The 22,673-nt window shown below is 40.5% G+C and carries 20 protein-coding genes and 2 pseudogenes; 18 read left to right on the top strand and 4 right to left on the bottom strand.

What is annotated here, in order from left to right; translation table 11 throughout:
• Positions 1-66: 66 nt before the first annotated feature.
• Positions 67-1,251 (top strand): oxalate decarboxylase family bicupin, encoded by a 1,185-nt coding sequence (locus LBYS11_RS11970; RefSeq protein WP_103118216.1) that lies wholly within the window; start codon positions 67-69, stop codon positions 1,249-1,251.
• Positions 1,252-1,287: 36 nt separating this feature from the next.
• On the opposite strand, the gene LBYS11_RS11965 is transcribed toward LBYS11_RS11970, so the two are convergent.
• Positions 1,288-2,439 (bottom strand): MFS transporter, encoded by a 1,152-nt coding sequence (locus LBYS11_RS11965; protein WP_103118215.1) that lies wholly within the window; start codon positions 2,437-2,439, stop codon positions 1,288-1,290.
• 97 nt (positions 2,440-2,536) lie between these two features.
• Between LBYS11_RS11965 and yeiL the strand changes: the two genes are divergently transcribed.
• Positions 2,537-3,199 (top strand): transcriptional regulator YeiL, encoded by a 663-nt coding sequence (gene yeiL / locus LBYS11_RS11960; protein ID WP_054550251.1) that lies wholly within the window; start codon positions 2,537-2,539, stop codon positions 3,197-3,199.
• A gap of 95 nt (positions 3,200-3,294) precedes the next feature.
• Here yeiL and LBYS11_RS11955 read toward each other — a convergent pair whose 3' ends face one another.
• On the bottom strand, positions 3,295-3,606 hold the full coding sequence (locus LBYS11_RS11955) for a hypothetical protein (RefSeq protein ID WP_048393103.1): 312 nt from the start codon (positions 3,604-3,606) through the stop codon (positions 3,295-3,297).
• A gap of 284 nt (positions 3,607-3,890) precedes the next feature.
• On the opposite strand from LBYS11_RS11955, the gene LBYS11_RS11950 reads away from it, so the two are divergent.
• The gene (locus tag LBYS11_RS11950) at positions 3,891-4,871 is read left to right on the top strand and encodes a diaminopimelate dehydrogenase (protein WP_103118214.1); all 981 of its coding nucleotides are present in this window, start codon (positions 3,891-3,893) and stop codon (positions 4,869-4,871) included.
• A gap of 55 nt (positions 4,872-4,926) precedes the next feature.
• Here the strand turns inward: LBYS11_RS11950 and LBYS11_RS23965 are convergent, their stop codons facing one another.
• Positions 4,927-5,055, bottom strand: coding sequence for a hypothetical protein (locus LBYS11_RS23965; protein WP_009371726.1), 129 nt, complete (start codon positions 5,053-5,055; stop codon positions 4,927-4,929).
• Between the two features lie 287 nt (positions 5,056-5,342).
• Between LBYS11_RS23965 and LBYS11_RS11945 the strand changes: the two genes are divergently transcribed.
• The 15 genes and pseudogenes from LBYS11_RS11945 to panF all read left to right on the top strand — a co-directional run bounded on the left by LBYS11_RS11945 (position 5,343) and on the right by panF (position 21,795).
• Positions 5,343-8,531, top strand: a complete 3,189-nt coding sequence (locus LBYS11_RS11945; RefSeq protein ID WP_103118213.1) for a winged helix-turn-helix domain-containing protein — start codon at positions 5,343-5,345, stop codon at positions 8,529-8,531.
• 190 nt (positions 8,532-8,721) lie between these two features.
• Positions 8,722-9,540, top strand: coding sequence for an alpha/beta fold hydrolase (locus LBYS11_RS11940; protein ID WP_103118212.1), 819 nt, complete (start codon positions 8,722-8,724; stop codon positions 9,538-9,540).
• A 1-nt stretch (position 9,541) separates the two neighbouring features.
• A complete protein-coding gene (locus LBYS11_RS11935; RefSeq protein WP_103118211.1) occupies positions 9,542-10,075 on the top strand; it encodes a GNAT family N-acetyltransferase in 534 nt (177 codons plus the stop codon).
• A gap of 356 nt (positions 10,076-10,431) precedes the next feature.
• Entirely contained in the window at positions 10,432-11,667 is a 1,236-nt protein-coding gene (locus LBYS11_RS11930; RefSeq protein ID WP_103118210.1) for a substrate-binding domain-containing protein, read from the top strand.
• A gap of 60 nt (positions 11,668-11,727) precedes the next feature.
• Complete coding sequence (locus tag LBYS11_RS11925) at positions 11,728-12,504, top strand: ABC transporter ATP-binding protein (protein ID WP_103118209.1); 777 nt, start codon at positions 11,728-11,730, stop codon at positions 12,502-12,504.
• Positions 12,479-13,186, top strand: a complete 708-nt coding sequence (locus LBYS11_RS11920) for an ABC transporter ATP-binding protein (protein ID WP_103118208.1) — start codon at positions 12,479-12,481, stop codon at positions 13,184-13,186. The genes LBYS11_RS11925 and LBYS11_RS11920 overlap by 26 nt, the downstream gene beginning before the upstream one ends.
• Positions 13,187-13,202: 16 nt before the next feature.
• Positions 13,203-14,075 carry a branched-chain amino acid ABC transporter permease gene (locus LBYS11_RS11915; protein ID WP_004227888.1) on the top strand — a complete coding sequence of 291 codons (873 nt, stop codon included), beginning with the start codon at positions 13,203-13,205 and terminating at the stop codon, positions 14,073-14,075.
• On the top strand, positions 14,072-15,088 hold the full coding sequence (locus LBYS11_RS11910; protein WP_054550243.1) for a branched-chain amino acid ABC transporter permease: 1,017 nt from the start codon (positions 14,072-14,074) through the stop codon (positions 15,086-15,088). Before LBYS11_RS11915 ends, LBYS11_RS11910 begins: the two co-directional genes overlap by 4 nt.
• A pseudogene (locus LBYS11_RS11905) lies at positions 15,085-16,088 on the top strand (3-oxoacyl-ACP synthase). Before LBYS11_RS11910 ends, LBYS11_RS11905 begins: the two are co-directional and overlap by 4 nt.
• 12 nt (positions 16,089-16,100) lie before the next feature.
• A complete protein-coding gene (locus tag LBYS11_RS11900; RefSeq protein WP_103118207.1) occupies positions 16,101-17,012 on the top strand; it encodes an intracellular short-chain-length polyhydroxyalkanoate depolymerase in 912 nt (303 codons plus the stop codon).
• Positions 16,996-17,727 carry a 3-oxoacyl-ACP reductase FabG gene (fabG, locus tag LBYS11_RS11895; protein ID WP_048393085.1) on the top strand — a complete coding sequence of 244 codons (732 nt, stop codon included), beginning with the start codon at positions 16,996-16,998 and terminating at the stop codon, positions 17,725-17,727. The genes LBYS11_RS11900 and fabG overlap by 17 nt, the downstream gene beginning before the upstream one ends.
• A 15-nt stretch (positions 17,728-17,742) precedes the next feature.
• Positions 17,743-19,217: pseudogene (locus LBYS11_RS11890) on the top strand (class I adenylate-forming enzyme family protein).
• A 61-nt stretch (positions 19,218-19,278) separates the two neighbouring features.
• Positions 19,279-19,833, top strand: coding sequence for a short-chain dehydrogenase (locus LBYS11_RS11885; protein ID WP_103118206.1), 555 nt, complete (start codon positions 19,279-19,281; stop codon positions 19,831-19,833).
• A gap of 253 nt (positions 19,834-20,086) precedes the next feature.
• Positions 20,087-20,350, top strand: a complete 264-nt coding sequence (locus tag LBYS11_RS11880; protein WP_004227902.1) for a YhdT family protein — start codon at positions 20,087-20,089, stop codon at positions 20,348-20,350.
• The gene (gene panF, locus LBYS11_RS11875) at positions 20,350-21,795 is read left to right on the top strand and encodes a sodium/pantothenate symporter (protein WP_048393080.1); all 1,446 of its coding nucleotides are present in this window, start codon (positions 20,350-20,352) and stop codon (positions 21,793-21,795) included. Before LBYS11_RS11880 ends, panF begins: the two co-directional genes overlap by 1 nt.
• Before the next feature lie 40 nt (positions 21,796-21,835).
• On the opposite strand, the gene LBYS11_RS11870 is transcribed toward panF, so the two are convergent.
• Positions 21,836-22,606: a TSUP family transporter gene (locus tag LBYS11_RS11870; protein ID WP_048393079.1), complete on the bottom strand. Its 771-nt coding sequence runs from the start codon at positions 22,604-22,606 to the stop codon at positions 21,836-21,838.
• Between the last annotated feature and the right edge of the window lie 67 nt (positions 22,607-22,673).

Raw genomic sequence — 22,673 nt, 5'->3', positions numbered from 1 at the left:
TGTATCCATACATTTTAGAAGAATAGAAGTATTTTATTTTGATTACAAACATAAAGAGGTGAACGATTGGAAAATTTGCCACCGGGTTATTTTCAGGTGCCTCAGCCTATTCGAGGTGATGGGGCTGGAGGGGTGGATAAGGGGCCACGGGATATTATGAGGGACTTAGAAAACCCTGATATGCTAGTGCCACCAACGACTGATGCGGGTTTGATTCCTAATTTACGATTCTCGTTTTCAGACACGCATATGACCTTAAATCAAGGTGGGTGGTCACGGGAAATTACGGTTCGTGAATTACCGATTGCTACGACTTTGGCGGGTGTGAATATGAGTTTGACACCAGGGGGCGTACGTGAGCTGCACTGGCATCAACAGGCAGAGTGGTCTTATATGCTGCTTGGTCATGCTCGCATTACAGCTGTCGATCAGAATGGTTGTAACTTTATAGCGGATGTGGGACCCGGTGATTTATGGTATTTTCCACCTGGCATTCCTCATTCCATTCAAGGACTTGAGGATGGCTGTGAATTCTTATTAGTATTTGATGATGGGCATTTCTCCGATCTGAACACACTGTCAATTTCAGATTGGTTTGCTCATACGCCAAAAGAAGTGTTATCAGCGAATTTTGGGGTTCCTATTCATGCTTTCGATCACATCCCGAGTGAACAGGTATATATTTATCAGGATCGGGTTCCGGGGCCAATTGATTCTCAGAAAGTGCAATCTCCTTATGGGGAGGTTCCGCAAACCTTTAAACATCGTCTGTTGGCACAGCCTCCATTAAAAACACCTGGAGGCAGTGTGCGCATTGTCGATTCGACTAATTTCCCAATTTCTAAAAATATCGCGGCTGCACTGGTGGAAATTGAGCCAGGGGCGATGCGGGAGTTGCATTGGCATCCTAACAACGATGAATGGCAATATTATCTGCAAGGAAAAGGCCGTATGACAGTTTTCACAGGGAATGGAACGGCTCGAACATTTGATTATCGGGCGGGAGATGTTGGCTATGTCCCATTTGCGACGGGGCATTATATTGAAAATACTGGAACAGAGCCATTATGGTTTTTAGAAATGTTTAAAAGTGATCGATTCCAGGATGTATCCTTAAATCAATGGATGGCGTTAACGCCGACAGAATTGGTGCAAAGTAATTTACAGGTCGGTCCTGAGCTGCTTGAGGCTCTCAGAAAAGAAAAATGGCCGGTTGTAAAATATCCTGGTTTTTCCTATTATCCGAAATAATTAAAGCAGGTGGGAAGTTCTCCACCTGCTTTTTGTTTAATATTGATATTTTTTGCGTGTCATTAGCAAAATAGCGATGGCTGGTATTGTACAAATGAGCATGGCTGCGAAGGACAGACCTGGTGATATTTCGTATAAATAGCCACCTAAAAATGTAAGGATGGCGGTACTTAAGCCCATAGCTAATGCAGAGTATAAACCTTGTGCATTGGGGATTTGTTCCTTTGGTAGCGCTTTTGTTAAGTAGCGAATAAAGGCAAAATGGGCTAATGCAAAGGATAATGCGTGCAAGGTTTGAGAAGCGATAAATACCCAGACATTTGGGAACAAAAAGATAAGTAACCAACGTAGGGAAGAGCCGCTCGCTGCTAAGAGTAATAAGGATGATGAGCGCCATTTCGTCAATAACGTATCAGCCTTCATAAAGTAAAGAATTTCGCAAATAACAGCGATATTAATAATCATACCCATATAGAATGGATCAACCTGTAAATCTTCTAAATAAATATAACCGTAGCTATAATAGGAGGCATGTGCACCCTGTAGCAAGATTACGATGAATAAAACAATCGGGAAGCCTTTGATAGTCCATAGTGTTTTCATCGACAATGATTTTGCACGCTGTTCTTTTGTTGGTACTACGAGTAATTCCTTTGGTGTTGCTAATTGTTGCATAAGTAACATGCCCACCAACCCTATAATCATGCTCCAGAAGATGATGTTCTTTCCAAAAATGCCTGTCAGCATACTAATAATTAAAACAGCGATGACAAAGCCAAATGAACCATAGGAACGGCTTTTACCATAATGAATATTGCCATACTGCACAAGCGTAGCGGCACTGCTTTCCACAGCAGGTAATAGCGCTGGGTAAAAAACACTAAATAAAATGGTCACGATTAATAATGCTGTAAAGCCTGTGCTTGGAATATAGAGCAAGGCAGTTAGCAACGAGCCTATTGCTAAAATTGTAATGAGTCGTTTATTGTGTACGTATTTTGCAAGTGTTGGGAAGAAGAAGAGATTGGATGTGGCACGAGCTAGGAGCCCACAGCCCATCACTACACTTGCCTGCGAGACGGTTAGATGTTTCGCATCCACCAGCCAACCTGTCCAGTAGGGTAAGAAAATGCCCCAAGTGATAAAAAATGTAAAGAAATTCTGAGAAAGCCATCGTTGATTGTTCATATAATTTCCGTACCTCCATTAACTATGTTGAATAATAGCATGTTCATCGCTACAATAATGTGAGATATCTCATATTTTTTATAGGAGAGAGTAAAAAATGCATATTTTAACAGCTGAAGCCCGTACCCATTATCTTGAAAAATATCCGATCGATGATTTTTTCTCATTTGATATCAATCCCTATTTAGAAGTCCGCCAGTTTGACAAGGGGGAGTGGATCTTCCAGGAAGGCTCCTTTCCAGACACCGTGTATTACATGATAGAAGGAAAGGCGAAGCTCTATATGACACATAAAAATGGCAAGGTTTCACTTATTGAATACCTAGAGGCTCCTCTTTTTATGGGGGAAATTGAATTGTTAAATGAGGCTAGGTATACAAAGGGGATACAAACCGTCACCAAAACAATTTGCTATTCGATTACACAGTCATGTAAGGAGAAGTTACTTGCGGATGCTTTGTTTTTACGTAGACTTTGTGTATTTTTAGGGGAAAAAGCGACAAAAATGACATCTAAATATACACAAAATCAGGCCTATCCGCTGGAAAATCGCTTAGCAGCCTTTATCCAATTATCAGCCGACCAAGGTGTCTACAAGGAAAAACATACGGAAATCTGCGAATATTTAGGGGTCTCTTATCGCCATTTACTATATGTCTTGGCACAGTTTTGTGATGAAAGGATATTGGAAAAGCGTAAGACAGGCTACCAAATTATTGATAAAAATCGTCTCGCACAACTGGCACAGGAAGTACTATGAAAACAACCATTCCATAAAGGTTGTCTATTAGTGCAGATCAGCTGAGGGAATTAATTCAATTTTATAAGTTATAAATTAAAAAGGATTTGACTTCTTTAAATGAAGTCAAATCCATTTTTGTTGTATTCACTTTTTTTAATTAACCAGCGAGCGATATCCTTACCACTATGGTAAAAGTCCACTTCATTTACCTTGTTTTTTTGGATGGAGAGGTCAGGGATGTTTTCTAAAACGTCAAAAGGTAAAACGCCGATACATAAATGATTATTTGTTGGAAAATCTCCTTGTTGCTTACTGCCACTTTGTATCGATTCACTATGCTTGTTCATTGAGTTTTGTGTCATATGGAATGCAAGTAGTTCTCCTTGTGCCAATGCTGTGCTTGATGAGTAACCAGTACTTTTCATTCAACATGCCCCCTTTTGTCGTTACAGTTATTGTACAAGACTAAGTGGGAAAATAGCCGTTATTTACAAGCCTTTTACAATAACTTTAAGGTTCATGGAAAATTTAGTGATTTGTAACCGTATTCATACCATTATGGGATAAAAACCATAGAAAACTGATATAAATTCTTTTTAAAAAACTCATACTCAAACTATTGTGAATTTTTCTAACACGAAGTATTATTGTAATTAGATTTAACGTGAAAGTTTTCACAAAGTCGCGAAATCGTTAGGAGGAATTTTTAATGAGTGCAATTCGAGTAGGTATTGTAGGATATGGAAATTTAGGACGTGGTGTGGAGTATGCCATTTCACAAAATCCAGATATGGAATTAGTAGCAGTGTTCACACGACGTGATCCTTCAACAGTAAACGTAGCAAGCAATGCAAGCGTATATTTAGTAGATGACGCTGAAAAATTCCAAAACGACATTGATGTTATGATTTTATGTGGTGGTTCTGCAACAGATTTACCAGAGCAAGGTCCACATTTTGCACAATGGTTTAATACAATTGATAGCTTCGATACACATGCGAAAATTCCTGAATTTTTCGATGCTGTAGATGCAGCGGCACAAAAATCTGGTAAAGTATCTGTTATCTCAGTTGGTTGGGATCCAGGTCTATTCTCTTTAAATCGTCTACTTGGAGAATCAGTATTACCAGTTGGTACAACATATACATTCTGGGGCGATGGCCTAAGTCAAGGACATTCAGATGCTGTTCGTCGTATTGAAGGCGTAAAAAAAGCTGTTCAATACACATTACCGATAAAAGAAGCGGTAGAACGAGTTCGTAACGGTGAAAACCCTGAACTAACAACACGTGAAAAACATGCACGTGAATGTTGGGTTGTATTAGAAGAAGGTGCAGATGCAACAAAGGTTGAACAAGAAATTGTCACAATGCCTAACTATTTCGATGAATATGACACAACAGTGAACTTCATTTCTGAAGATGAATTTAAAGCAAATCATACTGGTATGCCACATGGTGGTTTTGTCATTCGCAGTGGTGACAGTGGTGCAAACGATAAACAAATTCTCGAATTCTCATTAAAACTGGACAGTAATCCAAACTTTACATCTAGCGTATTAGTGGCTTATGCACGTGCAGCACACCGTTTAAGTCAAGCGGGTGATAAAGGTGCGAAAACAGTATTTGATATCCCATTCAGCCTACTTTCGCCAAAATCAGCTGCTGAATTACGTAAAGAATTACTATAAACGTAGCTAATAATCCCGATTATCATTGAGTTGATAATCGGGAATTTTTTTAAGCCTAATTTTTTGCTAAAAGTAATGCTTCCTTTATAGCAAGAATAGCCTTTCTAGTTGCCACTGTTAAATTTTCTTTCATAAATGGTACTAAGTCTTTTGGAATTGCAATAACCACATATCCATACTTCACTCAAATTCCTTCGCTCGGTAAAGCAGTTCCATTATAATCGGAACTCGTATAATCTCTATATTTAAAGGCGGTTCATTTAGCCACTTTCCTTCTAAATTTTAGTAATATAACAGGATACTAAAATTGGGAAGAAAATACCAACTAAATTCTACTTCCATCCCACAAGCAAAAAATGGGGATAAAATCTATAAAAATACATAAAAAATATGGTAAACTGTCAATAATTTAATAATCTGAATTTTTGTAGAAATTTTTGTAACCTTACAAAATATGGAGGTTATGTTTATATGACAGCAGATATTATTATTCAATCAAAATGTATGGCCCCCAATCCATCCACGCATTGTATTAATAGAGCAACACTAATGCGAACGCTAAAGAAAAGTCATCATCATACTTGTACTTTCTTGCATAGTGGAGCAGGGTACGGTAAAACAACCATTCTAACTCAATTTCTTGCAACCGAATCAAGTACGTTTTCTTGGTATAGTATTTCTGATGAAGATGATAATTTATTACCCTTTTTGAGGCACCTCTTTTTTAGTATACAGCGCGTCGTACCGAATTTTGGTCATACATTTGATGGGTGGAACCAATTATCGCGCTTTCCAAAAATGGATGAGCTCAATCGATGGTATAAGCTTTTTGTCAATTGCCTCTGCGATATAGATGAGCCTCTTCTCATCGTGATTGACGATTTTCACCTAGTAGATCATGTTTTTCCTATTAATTATTTCATGGAAAAAATCATTGAATTTGCTCCACCCAGCATTCATTTTATTTTGGCTTCCAGAACACTACCCAATTGGGATATTATGAGGAAATTAAAGCTACAAAAAAGATGGCTCGTTATAAAAGAGGACGAACTGGCATTTTCAACTGAGGAGATTGCAGTGTTTTTTGAAGAATATGTAGATGTACATTTATCCGAGGCTGAAATGAAAAAAGTATTAGAGATCACTGAAGGCTGGGCCATTAGCATTTCCTTATTGGCAGAGCAATGGCATCATGCTTCGCTAGATCATTGGCTGACGATTCCCACAAATGAGCTATTCACATATTTATCAGAGGAAGTTTATAGTAGGATGACTGCTACTGAGCAGGAGACCATCTTAAAATTGGCGATTTTTCCTACCTTTTCTGCGGAGCTATTAAAAGCGTTTTATGGCGCTGAGATTGTGCAAATGCTGAATGCATTAACTCAGCGTCATTTATTTATCCAACCTGTGACAACAGATGGCTACTATCGTTTTCATGCATTGTTTAGTCGATTTTTAGAAATGAAATGGCGACAGTATCCAACACAACATGCGGACCTTCATAAACAAGCAGCATTGTATTATGTAGAACATCAAAATATTCAAGCTGTCCTGTATCATGCCTTTAAAACGAATGATCATCATTTTTGCGGAGAGCTCCTACAGCTTCATGCAGAATCAATCGTACGGGCTGGTCAATTTGAATGGTTGCTCGAAAAAATCAATCGATTTAGTGCACAGGAAAAAGATAAATTTTATAAATTAAATTATTTTGAGGGTGAATGTCATCGCTACCGAGCTTATTATGAGAAAGCGAAACAATCCTATGAAAAATGTGCAATCCTCGCACAGCAGCAGCGGGATCACCTATTTATGACAAAGTCACAAGCTGGGATAGCCCATATTTACTTAGACACCATTCAACCTGCTTTAGCAGAGCCATATCTCGAGAAAGCATTAGAGCTAGCGAAACATACACCATTGCGCAAAGAGGAATTACTAGAACTTCAACGGCAATACGCTGAAAATTTAGTGAATCTAGGGAAGGCCAAGGGTGCACAGCTCTTTATGGAGGACGTCGCATTGCCAGAGGATGTCATACAGCGAGCAAATGTTGATGTACGTGTTTTACTACGAACAGGACAACTACGGGAGGCCAAGGAGTTATTAGCGCAGCGCCTTGAATTACCGCCTCAGCTTGTTGCAACCCATCGAGAAAGTGAACTGCTGGCAGCTTTCGTTTATGCACTGTTAGGTCAAGGCAAAGAAGCCTGGTATGCTGCCCAGCATGGTATTCGAAGAGGATTAAAAGAGAAGTCTATTTTCATAGAGGCGGTTGGCTATATCAGAAAGGCTCATGCTCTGCTGTTAATGGATTTCCCAGATCATTATGGGGCATGTCAAGCCTATGAAAAAGCGTTGACCCTCATGAATGCCATTAATATTTCTCGTGTGAAGGCGGAGCCATATATGGGTTTAGCCATTGTCAAACATTTGTTAGGAGATATGGTAGCGGCTAAGAAATACTTAGCACTGGGCTTACAGGAAACGGAGCAAGTTCAAGATGCTTGGATGACAGCGCTTATTCTTTTAGCAGAAGTAAAAATAATACTTTCTGAGCAAGAAATAGGGAGAGCGAAGCAATTATTAAAGAAGACACAGCAACTATTTCACGAGTGCGGTGATCGCAATGGCTTGATGCATGTCTTATTTTATCAATCAATGATTGCCCTGAAAGAGTGTAATAAGAAGCCGTTTCAACAGTATTTTCAACAGTTTGCACAACTATGTGTCTCAAATGGCTATGAATACTTCTTACAAAGGCCAACGATACTTGGTCCGAGCAATCGAATGGTTTTTTACGAGCTATTGCAATATAGTCAAAAATGCCAGATGGAGCATCCAGCTATATTAGCTTTGCAAAATCATTTTCAGGTCGAGGATAGTATTAGTTATCCGCATGATGAAATACAGATAAATCTTTTCGGGAGTTTAAATTTAATTCGTACACAACGAAAGCTGGAAGACAAAGAATGGCAACGTGATAAATCAAAGGAATTATTCGTATATCTCTACTGCCATCGCCATCGCTTTACACCAAAGGAAGAAATAGCACAGGCATTATGGCCAGATCGTAGTGTCGAGTCCTTGGATCGTGATTTTAAGGTGGTGTTAAATACGTTACTTAAAGTGTTGGAGCCGCAACGACATGCAAGACAAGAGAGCTTTTTCATTCAGCGGAAAAATAATATGTATCAGTTACAAAATATTGCTTTTCTCCAAATTGATGTTGAACGTTTTCACTATTATTACAGCTTAGGAATCGACGAATTTGATCCACAGCTGTCCAATGAGTGGCTCTTATTAGCAGAAGCGAGCTATACGGACTTGCTCTATGCGGAAAAAAAGCAAATCGACTGGCTTACGCAGGACCGTGAAAAACTACAATTTTTATATATCGAAGTCTTGGAACGACTAGCACAAAATGCAACAAGACAACAGCAATATAAAAAAGCCATTTTTTTCGCAGAAAAGATGTTACGCGAAGATGCACTCTGGGAGGAAGCGTATCGCCTGCTCATGTACAGCCACTACCAACTCCAAAACCGCTCCCTGGCCTTAAAATGGTATGAAAAATGTGTCCAACAATTACAACAGGAGCTAAACACAACCCCGATGGAATCCACCATGACGGTCTATGACTTGATAATGGGTTAGCCAGTGTTGTTTAGGCTAAGCGAAGTGATTCGAACTGCTCCTAAGTAATGTGAAAACGCTCCAACAGAGGGGGTGCCCCTCCTAGTCAAAGCGCTCATTCTATGAGGAACTCACTCATAAACTATGTCAATCCGCTCCAACAGTGGGGTAGACAATACTATAAAAATGTAACCTATATGGAGGAACAACAATGCCATTTTGTCAGACGAAAAAAGCGAATATTTACTACGAAATAATTGGAACAGGGATACCTATCATCATGCTACATGGTTTTTCTCCTGATCATCGTTTGATGAAGGGCTGTATGGAGCCTGTTTTTAAAGAACGTGAAGGGTGGAAACGTATTTATCTGGATCTTCCAGGAATGGGGAAGACAACAGACTATTCATCAATTCAAAACTCGGATGAAATGCTAGAAGCGATTATCGAATTGATACACACAATCATTCCGCAAGAATCATACCTGTTGGTTGGTGAATCTTATGGTGGCTATTTAGCGCGCGGTATTATGAGGAAATCAGTGGATCAACTTTTAGGTACTGCCTTTATTTGCCCTCTTATCATTCCTGAAAAAGAACAACGTACGGTGCCACCGCATTGTATTGTACAAACAGACACTGCTTTTTTATCAACATTAAGTCAGCAGGAGCAAGATGACTTTATGGCTAATCAAGTTGTCTTAGATGCCTATAATTGGGAGCGTTATTCAACAGAGGTGTTGGCAGGGTGTAATCTAGCGGATCAGGCATTTTTAGAAAAAATTCAGCAAAGCTACGGATTTTCCTTTGCCGTTGACGAAAAGTCCTTTGATAAGCCAAGTCTCTTTTTGCTTGGTAAACAAGATTCTGTGGTTGGCTATAAGGACGCGTTTTCACTTCTAGAAAAGTTCCCCAGAGCAACCTTTGCAATCTTAGATAGTGCTGGTCACAATTTGCAGATCGAACAACCTGAATTGTTTACCGAGCTGATGAGTGAATGGTTGAATCGTGTAGAGGGAGCGATGGATTAAAGTGATACTTGCAAATGATAAATTATTTTTAAGAGAATTCAGGCAGCAAGACTGGGTTGATGTGCATAAATATGCCTCTCAGGAGGTTGTTTGTAGGTATCAAACATGGGGACCGAATTCAGAAGAGGATACAAAAGAATTCATTCAGGATGCTCTCGATGAAGCAACACAAACACCAAGGGAACGATATGTTTTTGCTATTATTCATCAAGAAACATTAATAGGTGCGGTAGAAATCATGATTAGGGATTTTGTAAATGAAGTCGGGGAAATTGGCTATATCGTGAACCCTGATTATTGGGGTAAGGGAATAGCAACGCAGAGTGCTAAATTGATGATGACTTTCGGCTTTGAAACATTAAAGCTCCATCGTATTTATGCAACATGCGACCCTCGAAATATTGGATCATCCAAAGTATTAGAGAAAATAGGAATGTCAAAGGAAGGAATATTACGTGAAAACATGTTAATGAAAGATGGCGTTTGGCGAGATTCATTATTGTATAGTATATTGAAACAGGAATGGTTATCATGAAGCGTACGATTAAAAGTCATCTTTATTTAGGGGTATAAAGCTATGCAGAAGGAAAAGAGCAATAAGAATCCGATGTATCACTGCAATTAATGCAGTAGGGAAAGAGAAACGAATTATAAGAAAAAAATAGATGTGGACTCTAAAAAGCAAGAATGTTGATTTCTAAACATTCTTGCTTTTTGTTTTAAGAAATGTTGTTTTAGTTGCCATTCTGCTTCGCTCCCTTTTCGGGACAGAGCTAGGTGGCTCATATTTTAGCCATTTAGCTTGTAACTAATTTGTAACTGGACTTTTATATAGTGTTGTCATAGCAAGAAAGCGCTTTCTAGGGAGCTTATTTTGAAGGGGGATATGGGATGAGGAAGCAGTGGTATTGGTTTCTTTTAGTGATGTTGGCTGTGGTGTTGGTGGCTTGTAATGGGGATACGAAAGACGGCGCAACGGAAGCGGATTCTTCTGATGGGGAGACGAAGGCGGTTACTGCGGAAGGCGGCACAATTAAGATTGGTGTACTTGCATCGTTAACTGGGGCGCTTGAGTCATATGGGAAGCAGACGCAGCGAGGATTTGATTTAGGAATTGAGTATGCAACAGGGGGCACGATGGAGGTCAATGGTAAGAAAATAGAAATTGTATATGAGGATACCGAAACAAAGCCAGAGGTGGCTGTGCAAAAAGCGACAAAGCTTTTAGAAGATGATCAGGTTGATTTTTTAGTGGGCTCTTCAAGCTCGGGTGATACGCTCGCTGTTCTACCGCTTGCCGAGGAGTATGAAAAAATTATGGTGGTAGAGCCTGCAGTGGCTGACAGTATTACAGGTTCAGAGTTCAATGAGTATATTTTCCGAACAGGTCGTAATTCATCACAGGATGCCTATGCGGCAGCAGCGGCTATTGCAGGCAAAGGTGTGAAAATTGCTACATTTGCGCCAGATTATTCGTTTGGCTGGGATGGTGTGAATGCCTTTAAAACGGCAGCGGAGAAATTAGGGGCTGAAATTGTACTAGAGGAGTATGCAGATCCTGCCGCAACAGATTTTACTTCCAATTTGCAAAAAGTGATTGATGCGAAGCCAGACTATTTGTTTGTGGTTTGGGCGGGGGCAAATTCACCATGGAATCAAATTGCAGATCTTAAAATTCAAGAAAAAGGCATTAAAATTTCGACGGGTGCGCCGGATATTATTGCGCTTCAATTTATGAATCCATTGGTTGGGATGGAAGGCTTCTCGGTGTATTATCATACACTTCCTCAAAATGATGTCAATCAATGGTTAGTAGATGAACATCAAAAACGTTTCAATGAAGTGCCCGACTTATTTACTCCTGGCGGCATGTCTGCGGCGATTGCTATTGTGGAGGCATTGAAACAATCGGATGGGGATGCAGACGCCAACAAGTTAATCGACGTTATGGAAGGTATGTCCTTTGAAACACCAAAAGGGACAATGACATTCCGTGAAGAGGATCACCAGGCTCTACAATCCATGTATTCGATTCGCTTAGAGCAACAAGATGGTGTGGATTATCCAGTACCAGTACTTATTCGGGAGCTTAGTCCTGAAGAGACAGCACCTCCCGTTATGAATTAAAGAATTGAGAGGCAGCATAGCTGTCTCTCTACATAAATGTGAGAAGGAAGGGAGTAGAGAATGGAGCCTATATTATATACAGATAATTTAACAATTCGTTTTGGGGGACATACGGCTGTAGATGGCGTTAATTTTCAAATGCCTGAGAAGCATTTAAAGTCCATTATTGGGCCGAATGGTGCTGGGAAAACAACCTTCTTTAATTTGATTAGTGGTGAGCTAAAGCCAACTGCAGGTGATGTTTATTTTAAAGGTCAATCACTTGCACAAAAGTCGGCCATTGAAAGAACTCGAATGGGATTGGGACGATCTTTTCAGATTACCAATGTTTTTCCAAACTTAACGGTTCTCGAAAATGTTCGTTTAGCCGTCCAATCCAAGGAGAGAATTCGTTATCAGCTATTCCGCCATTACAAAAGCTATCAGGCGATTACGGACAAAGCGGAGGAGTTATTGGCACTTGTGTTACTCGACAATAAACGAGATGCCCTGACAACAATGCTATCCCATGGAGAGAAAAGAAAGCTTGAGATTGCCATGCTACTCGCATTAGATACAGAAATTCTACTGCTCGATGAACCCACTGCAGGGATGTCATTAGAGGAAGTACCTACGATTTTAGAAATTATTCGAAGCATAAAACAGCAGGGGGATAAAACCATTTTGCTCATTGAACACAAAATGGATATGATTTTGGATTTATCGGATTCTATTATGGTGTTGTTCAATGGTCAGCTATTAGCAGATGGCTCACCAGAGGAAATTATGAATAATGATACTGTGCAACATGCATATTTAGGAGGGCTGTACGATGACCACCTTACTGACATTGAATGAGGTTCACACGCACATTGGTCAATATCATATTTTGCAGGGCGTTAATTTTGAAGCGAAGGAGGGGCAGGTGACTGTACTGCTCGGACGCAATGGCGCAGGGAAAACGACCACCCTGAAAACAATAATGGGTTTAACGCCTGCAACAAAGGGTGACATTGCCTTTCGCTCCCAATCGATTAAAAAAAGTCCTACCTATAAGGTGGCGAAATTAGGAATCGGCTATGTACCTGAAAATCAAGGGATTTTTGCAGATTTAACGGTAGAGGAAAACATGAAGGTAGCGATGCGCAAGGAGGATACAGCCACATTAGAGCGACAGCAATATGTGCTAGAGCTGTTTCCTGATTTAAAGAAGTTTTGGAAAAAGGCTGGTGGGCATTTATCGGGTGGTCAAAAGCAAATGCTGTCCATGGCTAGAGCCTTTATCAATGATAGCCAATTAATATTGATAGATGAGCCTTCCAAGGGACTTGCTCCGATAGTTGTGGAAAAAGTGATGGAAGCGATTGTGGAAATGAAAAAGAAAACGTCCATTGTTCTAGTGGAGCAAAACTTTATAATGGCTAGTCGAATTGGTGATACCTATACATTAATCGATGATGGTAGAACAGTAAATTCGGGCAATATGCAGGATTTGATTTATGATGAAGAGCTAAAACGCAAGTATCTTGGCATTGGATAGAGGGGGGTGACTATCATTGGAGCTATTGGTCAATTTAATCATTAATGGCTTGGCCACTGGGATGTTAATTTTTCTGCTAGCAGCTGGTTTGACATTAATTTTCGGTTTAATGGATGTATTGAATTTTGCGCATGGTGGGCTCTTTGTTTGGGGGGCCTATGCGGGCATCTTTACCTATATGTTGACAGAAAGTTTTATCGTTGGGATTATAGGCGCGATTGTGACTGGAGCGTTGCTTGGACTGCTGACAGAGAAATTCATTATTACGCCTGTTTACGGCAATCATATTCAACAAATTTTAATTACCTTAGGGCTGATGCTCGTTTTGCAGGAGCTTATTAAGGTGGTCTTTGGACCAAATGGGGTGGCAGTAAAAACACCAAGTTATTTAGCAGGAAGCTGGGAAATTGGTGATGTGATCATCATTAAATATCGTTTATTTATTATTGTCATAGGGTTTGTGATTTTTGGTATTTTCCAATACATGCTGAAGCGCACGAAGATTGGCTTGATCGTTCGGGCTGGGGTGCAGGATAAGGAAATGGCGCAGGCTCTCGGTATTCATATTAAGCGTGTATTTTTATACGTCTTTATGGTGGGCGCTGCTCTGGCGGCACTTAGTGGCATGTTGATGGCTCCCTATTCAGGTGTGATTTATGCGGAAATGGGCATGGAGTATGCCATTTTAGGCTTTATTGTTGTGGTAATTGGCGGTATGGGTAGTTTTTCCGGCTCCCTGCTTGCAGCGATTTTAGTAGGGCTAGCAGGTAGCTTTATGGCTTATTATGTCCCTGTGCTGTCACTGGCGGTCAATATGATTTTAATGGCCATCGTTTTAATTTTCCGTCCTCAGGGGCTGTTTGCGATGCGAAAGGAGCGGACATCATGAACAACAAAATATCTTTACGAGCTTTCGCTTTTATCCTGTTACTTATCATTTTTATTATCCTTCCTTTTGTCAATGATTCAAGGACACTACTTATTTTACTCACACAAATCTTTATTTTTGGGATATTGGCAATGAGCTATGATATTTTACTAGGCTATACAGGCATCGTCTCCTTTGGGCACGCCATGTTCTTCGGCATTGGTGCCTACACAACAGCAGTCATGCTTAAGCAGATGGATCACACACTCTTGATCTTTGTACTGTCCATCGTGATTGGTATGCTACTAGCAGGCTTCATTAGCTTTTTAGTAGGTTTATTAACCTTACGCTTAAAAAGTCATTTTTTTGCGATGCTGACGCTAGCCTTTTCGGGGTTATTTTTAGTCTTAGCTGAAAAGTGGCGCTCTGTTACGTATGGCAATGATGGCTTTACATTCAGAGCACCTGATCTATTTAGAGATCGAATGACCTTCTATTTCTTTGTGCTAGCAAGCTTGGTGGTCATCTTTTTGGCGCTCTATCGCTTTGTTAATTCACCAACAGGTCGTATTTTAATTGCCGTTCGTGAAAATGAACAGCGGACGAAATCATTAGGCTTTAATACGTTGCACTATAAAGTCATTGCCTCAGTTGTGGCAGGCATTGTAGCAAGTTTTGCTGGCTCCTTATATGCAGTGTCATTGCGCTTCGTTAACACGAGTGTGATGGCCATGGATATTACGCTGGATGCATTGTTAATGACGATTATCGGTGGGGTTGGTACTTTAGTGGGGCCGTTATTAGGCTCGGCGGTCATTGAATATGCGCAACATGCACTGTCGGGGCTTGCACGAGATTATCCTATTTTCGAACGTTGGATTATCTTCTTCGGGATTCTCTATATTTTAGCCGTTATCTTCTTCCCAAAAGGTATTATTGGCTCATTAAGATTGCTCTTTTGGAAGTGGCGAGGAAGGCTAAAGCAACGAAAAACGACAGGTCCCTTGCCTCAGGAAAAGGAGCGATTTGAATGACAGTTGGTATTGTTAGTACAGGTATTTATCTACCTCAACAGAAGATGACATCGCAGGAAATTGCGGCTCTTTCCAATATTCCTGAGGCCATTATCCGTCAAAAAATGGGCATTCATGAAAAGCCAATTCCTGATAAGTCTGATCATACCGTGCAAATGGGTATATGGGCAGCACAGGAGGCGATTCAAAAAGCAAATATAGACCCTAAGGATATTGATGTTGTCATCTATATGGGGGAGGAGCATAAGGAATATCCACTCTGGACAGCCTCCATAAAAATGCAGGAGGAGCTTGGTGCTGTGAATGCATGGGCATTTGATGTGCAATTACGCTGTGGCACTACAATTATGGCGTTGAAAGTGGCGAAAAGCCTAATGGCCTCAGATGACACCATACGAACCATTCTATTAGCAGGTGGTTATCGTAATGTTGATTTTATCGATTACAGCAATCCCCGAACGCGCTTTATGTACAATTTAGCGGCTGGTGGAGGGGCCATGTTATTACAAAAAAACTATGAAAAAATTTGCTACTAGAGGCAGATATTATAACGGATGGTTCTTTCTCAGAGGATGTAGTCGTGCCAGTCGGGGGAACGAAAAATCCATTAACCCCAACCCATTTAACCGAAAATTTATATAAGCTTGACGTTTTGGACCCCATTGGGATGAAGGAGCGGCTAGAACAAAAATCTTTAAGCAATTTTTTGAAGGTCATTCGCAGTTCTTTAGCGAAAAGTGGATACAGTGACGATCAGCTAGATTATTTAGCGATGTTGCACATGAAAAGATCTGCACATGATTATATTTTAACGGAGCTTGGCTTACAGCAGGAGCAGTCTATTTATTTGCAAGACTATGGACATATAGGTCAGATCGATCAAATATTGTCCCTACAGCTAGCACAGGAGCAAAAGCAAATTCAAGCAGGCGATATTGTGACGCTTGTTAGTGCTGGCATTGGCTATGTATGGGGAGCTATCACAATACGTTGGGGATAAGGGGGAAATGGCATGGTAAAAACGATTCAACTAGCAAATGGAGAAACAATGGCCTATCGCAAGCGATCAGGTGGAGGTCATCCTTTAGTGTTGGTACATGGCAATATGACATCTTCTAAGCATTGGGATATTCTGATGGATGCTTTAGACGAGAAATACACCATTTACGCGATAGATTTACGTGGTTTTGGTGAATCATCCTATCTTAAGCCAATTACTGCTATTAAAGATTTTAGTGATGATGTCAAACTATTTGTGGATGCACTGCAACTGCAAAGCTTTGATATGATTGGCTGGTCAACAGGTGGAGCTGTCTGTATGCAGTTTGCAGCAAATTATCCAGGACACTGTCAACGACTAATTTTACTTGCGTCTGCTTCTACACGTGGTTATCCATTTTACACGGATTTAGGAACAGGCAATCCAGCCTCCTTTAAGCGAGCCTATCATTATGAGGAGGTATTGGTGGATACATCCAAAACAAAGCTTATTCAAGGCTTCTACGATGAAAAAAATGCGGAAGGCTTACAGTCTATATGGAATGCATTAATTTATACGCATCATCGACCAAACGAGGGAAAGTATCAAGAATATGTAGAGGATATGCTTACACAGCGCAATTTAGCAGAAGTATATCATGCACTCAATACATTTAATATAAGCGCTGTTGACAATGAGGTGGCAAAAGGCTCTCGGGAGGCCATGTTGCTTCATATCCCAATTTTAGTGCTCCGAGGGGATCGTGATTTGGTGATTACAGAGGAAATGAATGCAGAGATATTACATGATTTAGGCAAAACAGCACAGTTTGTAAGCCTAAAAAATTGTGGGCATTCGCCGTTGGTCGACGATTTAGCACAATTGACAGCTGAAATTGAAGCCTTTTTAGAAATTGGAGGAAGACAGTATGCGTTTGAACAATAAAGTGGCTATCATTACAGGCGCTGCAAATGGTATTGGCTATGCGGCTGCTGAGCGTTTTATCGAGGAGGGGGCATGGGTGTTTATCGCCGATTATGACGATAAAGCAGGCATTCTAGCAGCACAACAACTAGGCGAAAATGCTGTATTTATACAAGTAGATGTTGCAAGTAGAGAGAGCGTTAATCAGCTGGTGACGGCAGTGATCGAACAGGCAGGACGGATTGATATTTTAGTGAATAATGCGGGGATTACAAGAGACGCGATGCTGACAAAAATGACGGAGGATCAATTTCAGCAGGTACTAGATGTCAATTTGACAGGTGTCTTCCATTGTACACAGGAGGTCATTCCCTATATGGTGGCAGCAGGTGGAGGCAAAATTATAAATACATCCTCAGTTAGTGGAGTATATGGCAATGTTGGTCAAACCAATTATGCAGCGACAAAAGCAGCGATTGTAGGTATGACAAAAACATGGGCGAAGGAATTAGGGCGTAAGGGGATTAATGTTAATGCAGTGGCACCTGGCTTTACAGAAACAGATATGGTCAAAAAAATGCCTGAAAATATTTTGGCTCAAATGCGATCAATCGTCCCCCTACAACGCCTAGGGACACCACGTGATATTGCCAATGCCTATTTATTTTTAGCATCTGATGAGGCCTCCTATGTTCATGGGCATACTCTGCATGTGGATGGCGCAATAATGATGTGATAGGGGGTAGTCAAGATGTTTGTTGAGCAAGAATGGATTTTAAAACGTGCAGCTTTAACACCTCACCACATCGCCTTAATTAATTTAACATCAAAGGAACAATGGACCTACCAGCAATTATCTGAGGAAATCGGCAAATGGAGTCAATTTTTCGAACGGCAGCAGCTACAAAAGGGAAGTAGAGTCGCTGTTTTTGCGAAAAATCATATCCAATTGTTTGCTGTTTTATTTGCCTGTGGGCTACGTGGGCTCATTTATGTACCGTTAAATTGGCGCTTAAGCAAGGAGGAGCTAACACAAATTTTGGAGGATGCGACTCCTGCTATCCTATTATACGAAGAGGATAGTCATTGTCCCTTAGTTTTAGAAAAAATGTTTTCACTTCATGTTAGCCAGCATGAGAAGGAGATACAACCAAGTAGGCAAGACGTGGATGTGGATGATCCATGGTTAATGATTTATACAGGAGGCACGACGGGTCAGCCAAAGGGGGTAGTGTTATCCTTTCAGTCGGTCAATTGGAATGCCATGAATACTATTATTAGCTGGGGTTTACATGCTCAAGATCGGACATTAAATTATATGCCGATGTTTCATACTGGTGGCTTAAATGCTTTATGCATTCCCTTACTGATGGCGGGAGGAACGGTCATTATTGGCGATAAATTTGATGCAGAAGAGGCACTGCAAGCAACGAACCAATATCAAACGACAATTTCTCTTTTGTGCCAACTATGTATCAAGCAATGATTGCTACGAAGTATTTTCAGGAAAATCAATTTCCTTCCATGAAGGTATTTTTATCTGGCGGTGCCCCGTGCCCTCATCCTATTTACGATGCTTTTTATAATAAGGGATTATTTTTTAAAGAGGGATATGGTTTAACAGAAGCAGGACCCAATAATTTTTATATTGACCGAGAGCGTGCCTATGCAAAAAAGGGGGCTGTCGGGAAAAGCATGCAATTCAATGAAGCTAAAATCATCAGTCATACAGGAAAAAGCTGTGCACCTGGAGAAGTAGGAGAGCTATTGGTAAGAGGGAAGCATATGTTTCGCTTTTACTGGAATAACAAGCAAGAAACTGCCAATATCCTGCAAGATGGCTGGTTGAAAACAGGGGATTTAGCGATGATGGATGCGGAAGGCGATTTTTATATTGTTGGGCGTAGAAAAGAAATGATAATTTCAGGTGGTGAAAATATCTATCCTCAGGAAGTAGAACAATGTCTACTACGGCATCCAGATGTGCGGGAGGTGGCCGTGATTGGTGTAGGTGATGACTATTGGGGTGAGATCGTGACAGCTTTTATTGTTTGTCCCCACCAAGTAGCCTCTCTAATAGATGATCTTAATGAGCTATGTCATCAACAATTAGGACGTTATAAGATTCCAAAACAAATGATTTTCTTAGACGAACTACCGAAAACAAGCGTTGGTAAAATCGATAAAAAGGCATTGTATAGGCTTGTCGACTCATCTATCTGTTAAGTATGATGAGAAGGAAGAAACGCTCGTCTTTCTAAATCCGAAATAAGAGAGGGACACATAAATGGCCCACGCATTAGTTATTGGTGGAACAGGGATGTTGGCTGACACATCCCTTTGGTTAGTGAATGATGGCTACCATGTCTCAGTAATTGGACGTAGTGCCCATCGAATGGAAGATTTGCGAAATAGAACAACCAAACCCGCCCTTCTAACGCCGATTTTAGTTGATTATTGTAATATAGCCTTATTAAAAGAGAAGCTAGAAGAAACGCTTAAGCATAATGGGCCCATTGAATTGGTCGTTGCTTGGATTCATTCCTATGCGGACACTACATTAGAGAACATCTCCAATGTAATTTCAATAGAGAATAATGGGGAATGGAAACTGTTTCATGTGTTGGGGAGTAAGGCGAATTTAAGTGAAGTCCAAGAGAAATTGAAGCTCCCTGCTCGTTCGCAATACAGGCAAATCCAGCTAGGTTTTATGATAGAAGAAGGTCATGCGAGATGGCTTACGCATGAGGAAATATCGCAAGGTGTCGTTGCTGCTATTCAACAGGATCAACCTATCCATATCGTCGGGACGCTACAACCTTGGGAAAAGCGACCATTATAAACTAACTAACCTTCGTCTAACTAGATGGACGAAGGTTTTTACTTATCTCCATTATCAGTTTGTTGTAGATGTCTACATAATTGTGAGGGATAGTTAGGTTTGTGTGAAAAACGTCAGGATCAAGCAACTTTCTTCTCCTTACCTTTTACTTAGTATAACAAAATCATTTCCATATAACTTATCCTTATTTACTCACATCTCTTCCCATCAGACCGACATATCAGTAAAATAGAGTAGGTTAGGGGGATTACATGTGAAAGATCAACGCTTTAAAATAGCGCATCGAGAGGCGCTTATCGGAATTGGACTCGTCCTTGTCAACTTTGCGATTTGGTTTGGCTTTGCCTATGGATTAGGTTCAGGAGATCCAAGAAATTATACGTATGTATTTGGTTTTCCTGCCTGGTTTTTCTATAGCTGTATCGCTGGGACAGGCTTTATGATCCTTCTTATCTGGATTGTGATGAAACTCTTTTTCAAAGAGGTACCATTCGATGATGAGGAGGTGGATCGCTAATGCATTGGCAAGTTGTATTTCCATTGCTATTATTTTTAATTATTATTTTTGGAATCGGTATTTGGGCCAATAAGCATGTCCGCTCCTCTAATTCATTCCTGCAGGAGTATTTCCTAGGTGGTCGTGAAATGGGTGGTTTTATCCTTGCAATGACGATGATTGCTACATATGGCAGTGCGAGTAGTTTTATCGGAGGACCGGGTGTAGCCTATACAAAAGGACTTGGGTGGGTATTACTGGCAATGGCTCAGCTACCAGCAGGTTATTTTGTACTCATGATTTTAGGGAAAAAATTCGCCATTATTGCTCGTCGTTACCAGGCCATTACGTTAATCGACTTTTTACGTGAACGCTACAAAAGCCATGTCATTGTTATTTTATCAGCCATTAGCATCATTGTTTTCTTATTTTCGGCTATGATGGCTCAATGGGTTGGGGGTGCACGCTTAATTGAGTCATTAACTGGCTTAAGCTACACAGCAGCACTGTTTATTTTTGCGATTTCCGTGTTAGTATATGTGATTATCGGAGGCTTCCGTGCGGTTGCACTTACAGATACGGTCCAAGGTTCAATTATGGTGATTGGTACAATTATTTTATTAATCGGCACCATTGTGGCAGGTGGAGGCATCGACAATATAATGGCCTCACTGGTCGCTGAAAATCCTGACTTTGTGTCACCATTTGGCGCACAAGGAGATTTAACGCCTCTGTATGTCTCAACATTTTGGATTCTCATTGGTGTAGGGGTTGTAGGACTTCCGCAAATTGCGGTTCGTGCGATGAGCTATAAGGATTCCAAAAGTATGCATCAAGCGATTCTTATTGGCACGATTGCCATAGGGACAATCATGTTTGGCATGCATTTAATTGGGGTGTTAGCCCGACCTGTCTTACCGGGCATTGAGATTGGTGATAAAGTCATGCCGCTCCTGACGTTGAAGGTATTACCGCCATTTTTAGCAGGAATCGTTTTAGCTGCACCAATGGCTGCGACAATGTCTACGGTTAATGCTTTACTAATGCTTGTCAGCTCTACAGTTGTCAAAGATATCTATTTAAATTATATGAAGCCGAAAGCTAGTGATGCAGAGATAAAGCGTGCAAGCTTTATTGTAACAACAGTCATTGGCCTAGCCGTTGTCATCTTTGCACTCAATCCACCTGATTTATTAGTGTGGTTGAACTTATTTGCCTTCGGTGGACTAGAGGCTGTCTTTATTTGGACAGTCGTTTTAGGATTGTATTGGAAAAAAGCGAATAAATACGGAGCGATTGCGTCAATGATTTCAGGCATGTTGTTGTATATTATGATTGATCGGTTTTATCCTTCTGTCTTTGGTATGCATACAGTCACGATACCAATTGTCGCATCCTTCTTTATTTTTGTGATTGTCAGTTTGTCCACTAGTCATAAATTTAAAAACGAAAAGCTTATGATTTAACGCCAAAACGCCACAGATTTCAAATTCTGTGGCGTTTATTTTAATGCATCATAAAATCATAGGCATTTTTCGCAAGTAATGTCATTGTAACGACAATAAATAGTGTGCGGACAAAGCCACTTCCTTTCTTGATTGCCATCCGTGAGCCAAGCATAGCCCCACCAATTTGCGCAATGCCCATGACTAGACCATAAACATAATGAATTTGACCTAAGTAAGCAAACATACAAACACCAGCCACATTACTCGCCAAATTTAAAAACTTCGCATTACCAGCCGCCTTTAAAAAATCGAAGCCTACCAATAAGAAGCTAAAGATTAAAAACGACCCTGTGCCAGGACCAAGAAATCCATCATAAAAACCAATAGCAAATAATAGCAGCATAAATAAAAACAAATGTTTTTTAGATAGATTTTTTACGGTAGAGACGGCACCCCAATCCTTTTTAAAGATCGTATATACCCCAACAGCCGCCAGCATAACAAGCATTAATGGCTTTAGTAATGCTGGATTAATCAGATGCACAGTCCAAGCACCACATAATGATCCGATAAATGCTAGTGGAAAATATTTGAGGACAGAGCGAATGTCCAGCTGGCCAGAACGATAGAAAGAAATAGAGGAAGTGAGCGAGCCCATAGCTCCTGCTAGTTTGTTCGTGGCAACCGCAGCAGCTGGATTGAGCCCAACAAATAGTAAGGCTGGTAGTGAAATTAAACCGCCCCCTCCCACTACTGAGTCAACAAAAGCCGCCAGAAATCCAAAAGAAATTAATAGTATGAGAATATGTACATCGATTTCAAACAACATATGACACCTCTTTATAATTAGTTACTACTGAAATAGTAACTAATTTTATTTACGCTGTAAACCCCAT

It is taken from the genome of Lysinibacillus sp. YS11, assembly GCF_002896375.1.
In the GTDB taxonomy this organism is placed as follows: domain Bacteria; phylum Bacillota; class Bacilli; order Bacillales_A; family Planococcaceae; genus Lysinibacillus; species Lysinibacillus capsici.
This window is presented reverse-complemented; position numbering and strand designations above follow the sequence as displayed.

Coding starts and splice junctions, on each gene's coding strand:
- LBYS11_RS11965 (WP_103118215.1), bottom strand. CDS start 2,439: ATGAACAATCAACGATGGCTTTCTCAGAATTTCTTTACATTTTTTATC.
- yeiL (WP_054550251.1), top strand. CDS start 2,537: ATGCATATTTTAACAGCTGAAGCCCGTACCCATTATCTTGAAAAATAT.
- LBYS11_RS11955 (WP_048393103.1), bottom strand. CDS start 3,606: ATGAAAAGTACTGGTTACTCATCAAGCACAGCATTGGCACAAGGAGAA.
- LBYS11_RS11950 (WP_103118214.1), top strand. CDS start 3,891: ATGAGTGCAATTCGAGTAGGTATTGTAGGATATGGAAATTTAGGACGT.
- LBYS11_RS11945 (WP_103118213.1), top strand. CDS start 5,343: ATGACAGCAGATATTATTATTCAATCAAAATGTATGGCCCCCAATCCA.
- LBYS11_RS11940 (WP_103118212.1), top strand. CDS start 8,722: ATGCCATTTTGTCAGACGAAAAAAGCGAATATTTACTACGAAATAATT.
- LBYS11_RS11930 (WP_103118210.1), top strand. CDS start 10,432: ATGAGGAAGCAGTGGTATTGGTTTCTTTTAGTGATGTTGGCTGTGGTG.
- LBYS11_RS11925 (WP_103118209.1), top strand. CDS start 11,728: ATGGAGCCTATATTATATACAGATAATTTAACAATTCGTTTTGGGGGA.
- LBYS11_RS11920 (WP_103118208.1), top strand. CDS start 12,479: ATGACCACCTTACTGACATTGAATGAGGTTCACACGCACATTGGTCAA.
- LBYS11_RS11910 (WP_054550243.1), top strand. CDS start 14,072: ATGAACAACAAAATATCTTTACGAGCTTTCGCTTTTATCCTGTTACTT.
- LBYS11_RS11900 (WP_103118207.1), top strand. CDS start 16,101: ATGGTAAAAACGATTCAACTAGCAAATGGAGAAACAATGGCCTATCGC.
- fabG (WP_048393085.1), top strand. CDS start 16,996: ATGCGTTTGAACAATAAAGTGGCTATCATTACAGGCGCTGCAAATGGT.
- LBYS11_RS11885 (WP_103118206.1), top strand. CDS start 19,279: ATGGCCCACGCATTAGTTATTGGTGGAACAGGGATGTTGGCTGACACA.
- panF (WP_048393080.1), top strand. CDS start 20,350: ATGCATTGGCAAGTTGTATTTCCATTGCTATTATTTTTAATTATTATT.
- LBYS11_RS11870 (WP_048393079.1), bottom strand. CDS start 22,606: ATGTTGTTTGAAATCGATGTACATATTCTCATACTATTAATTTCTTTT.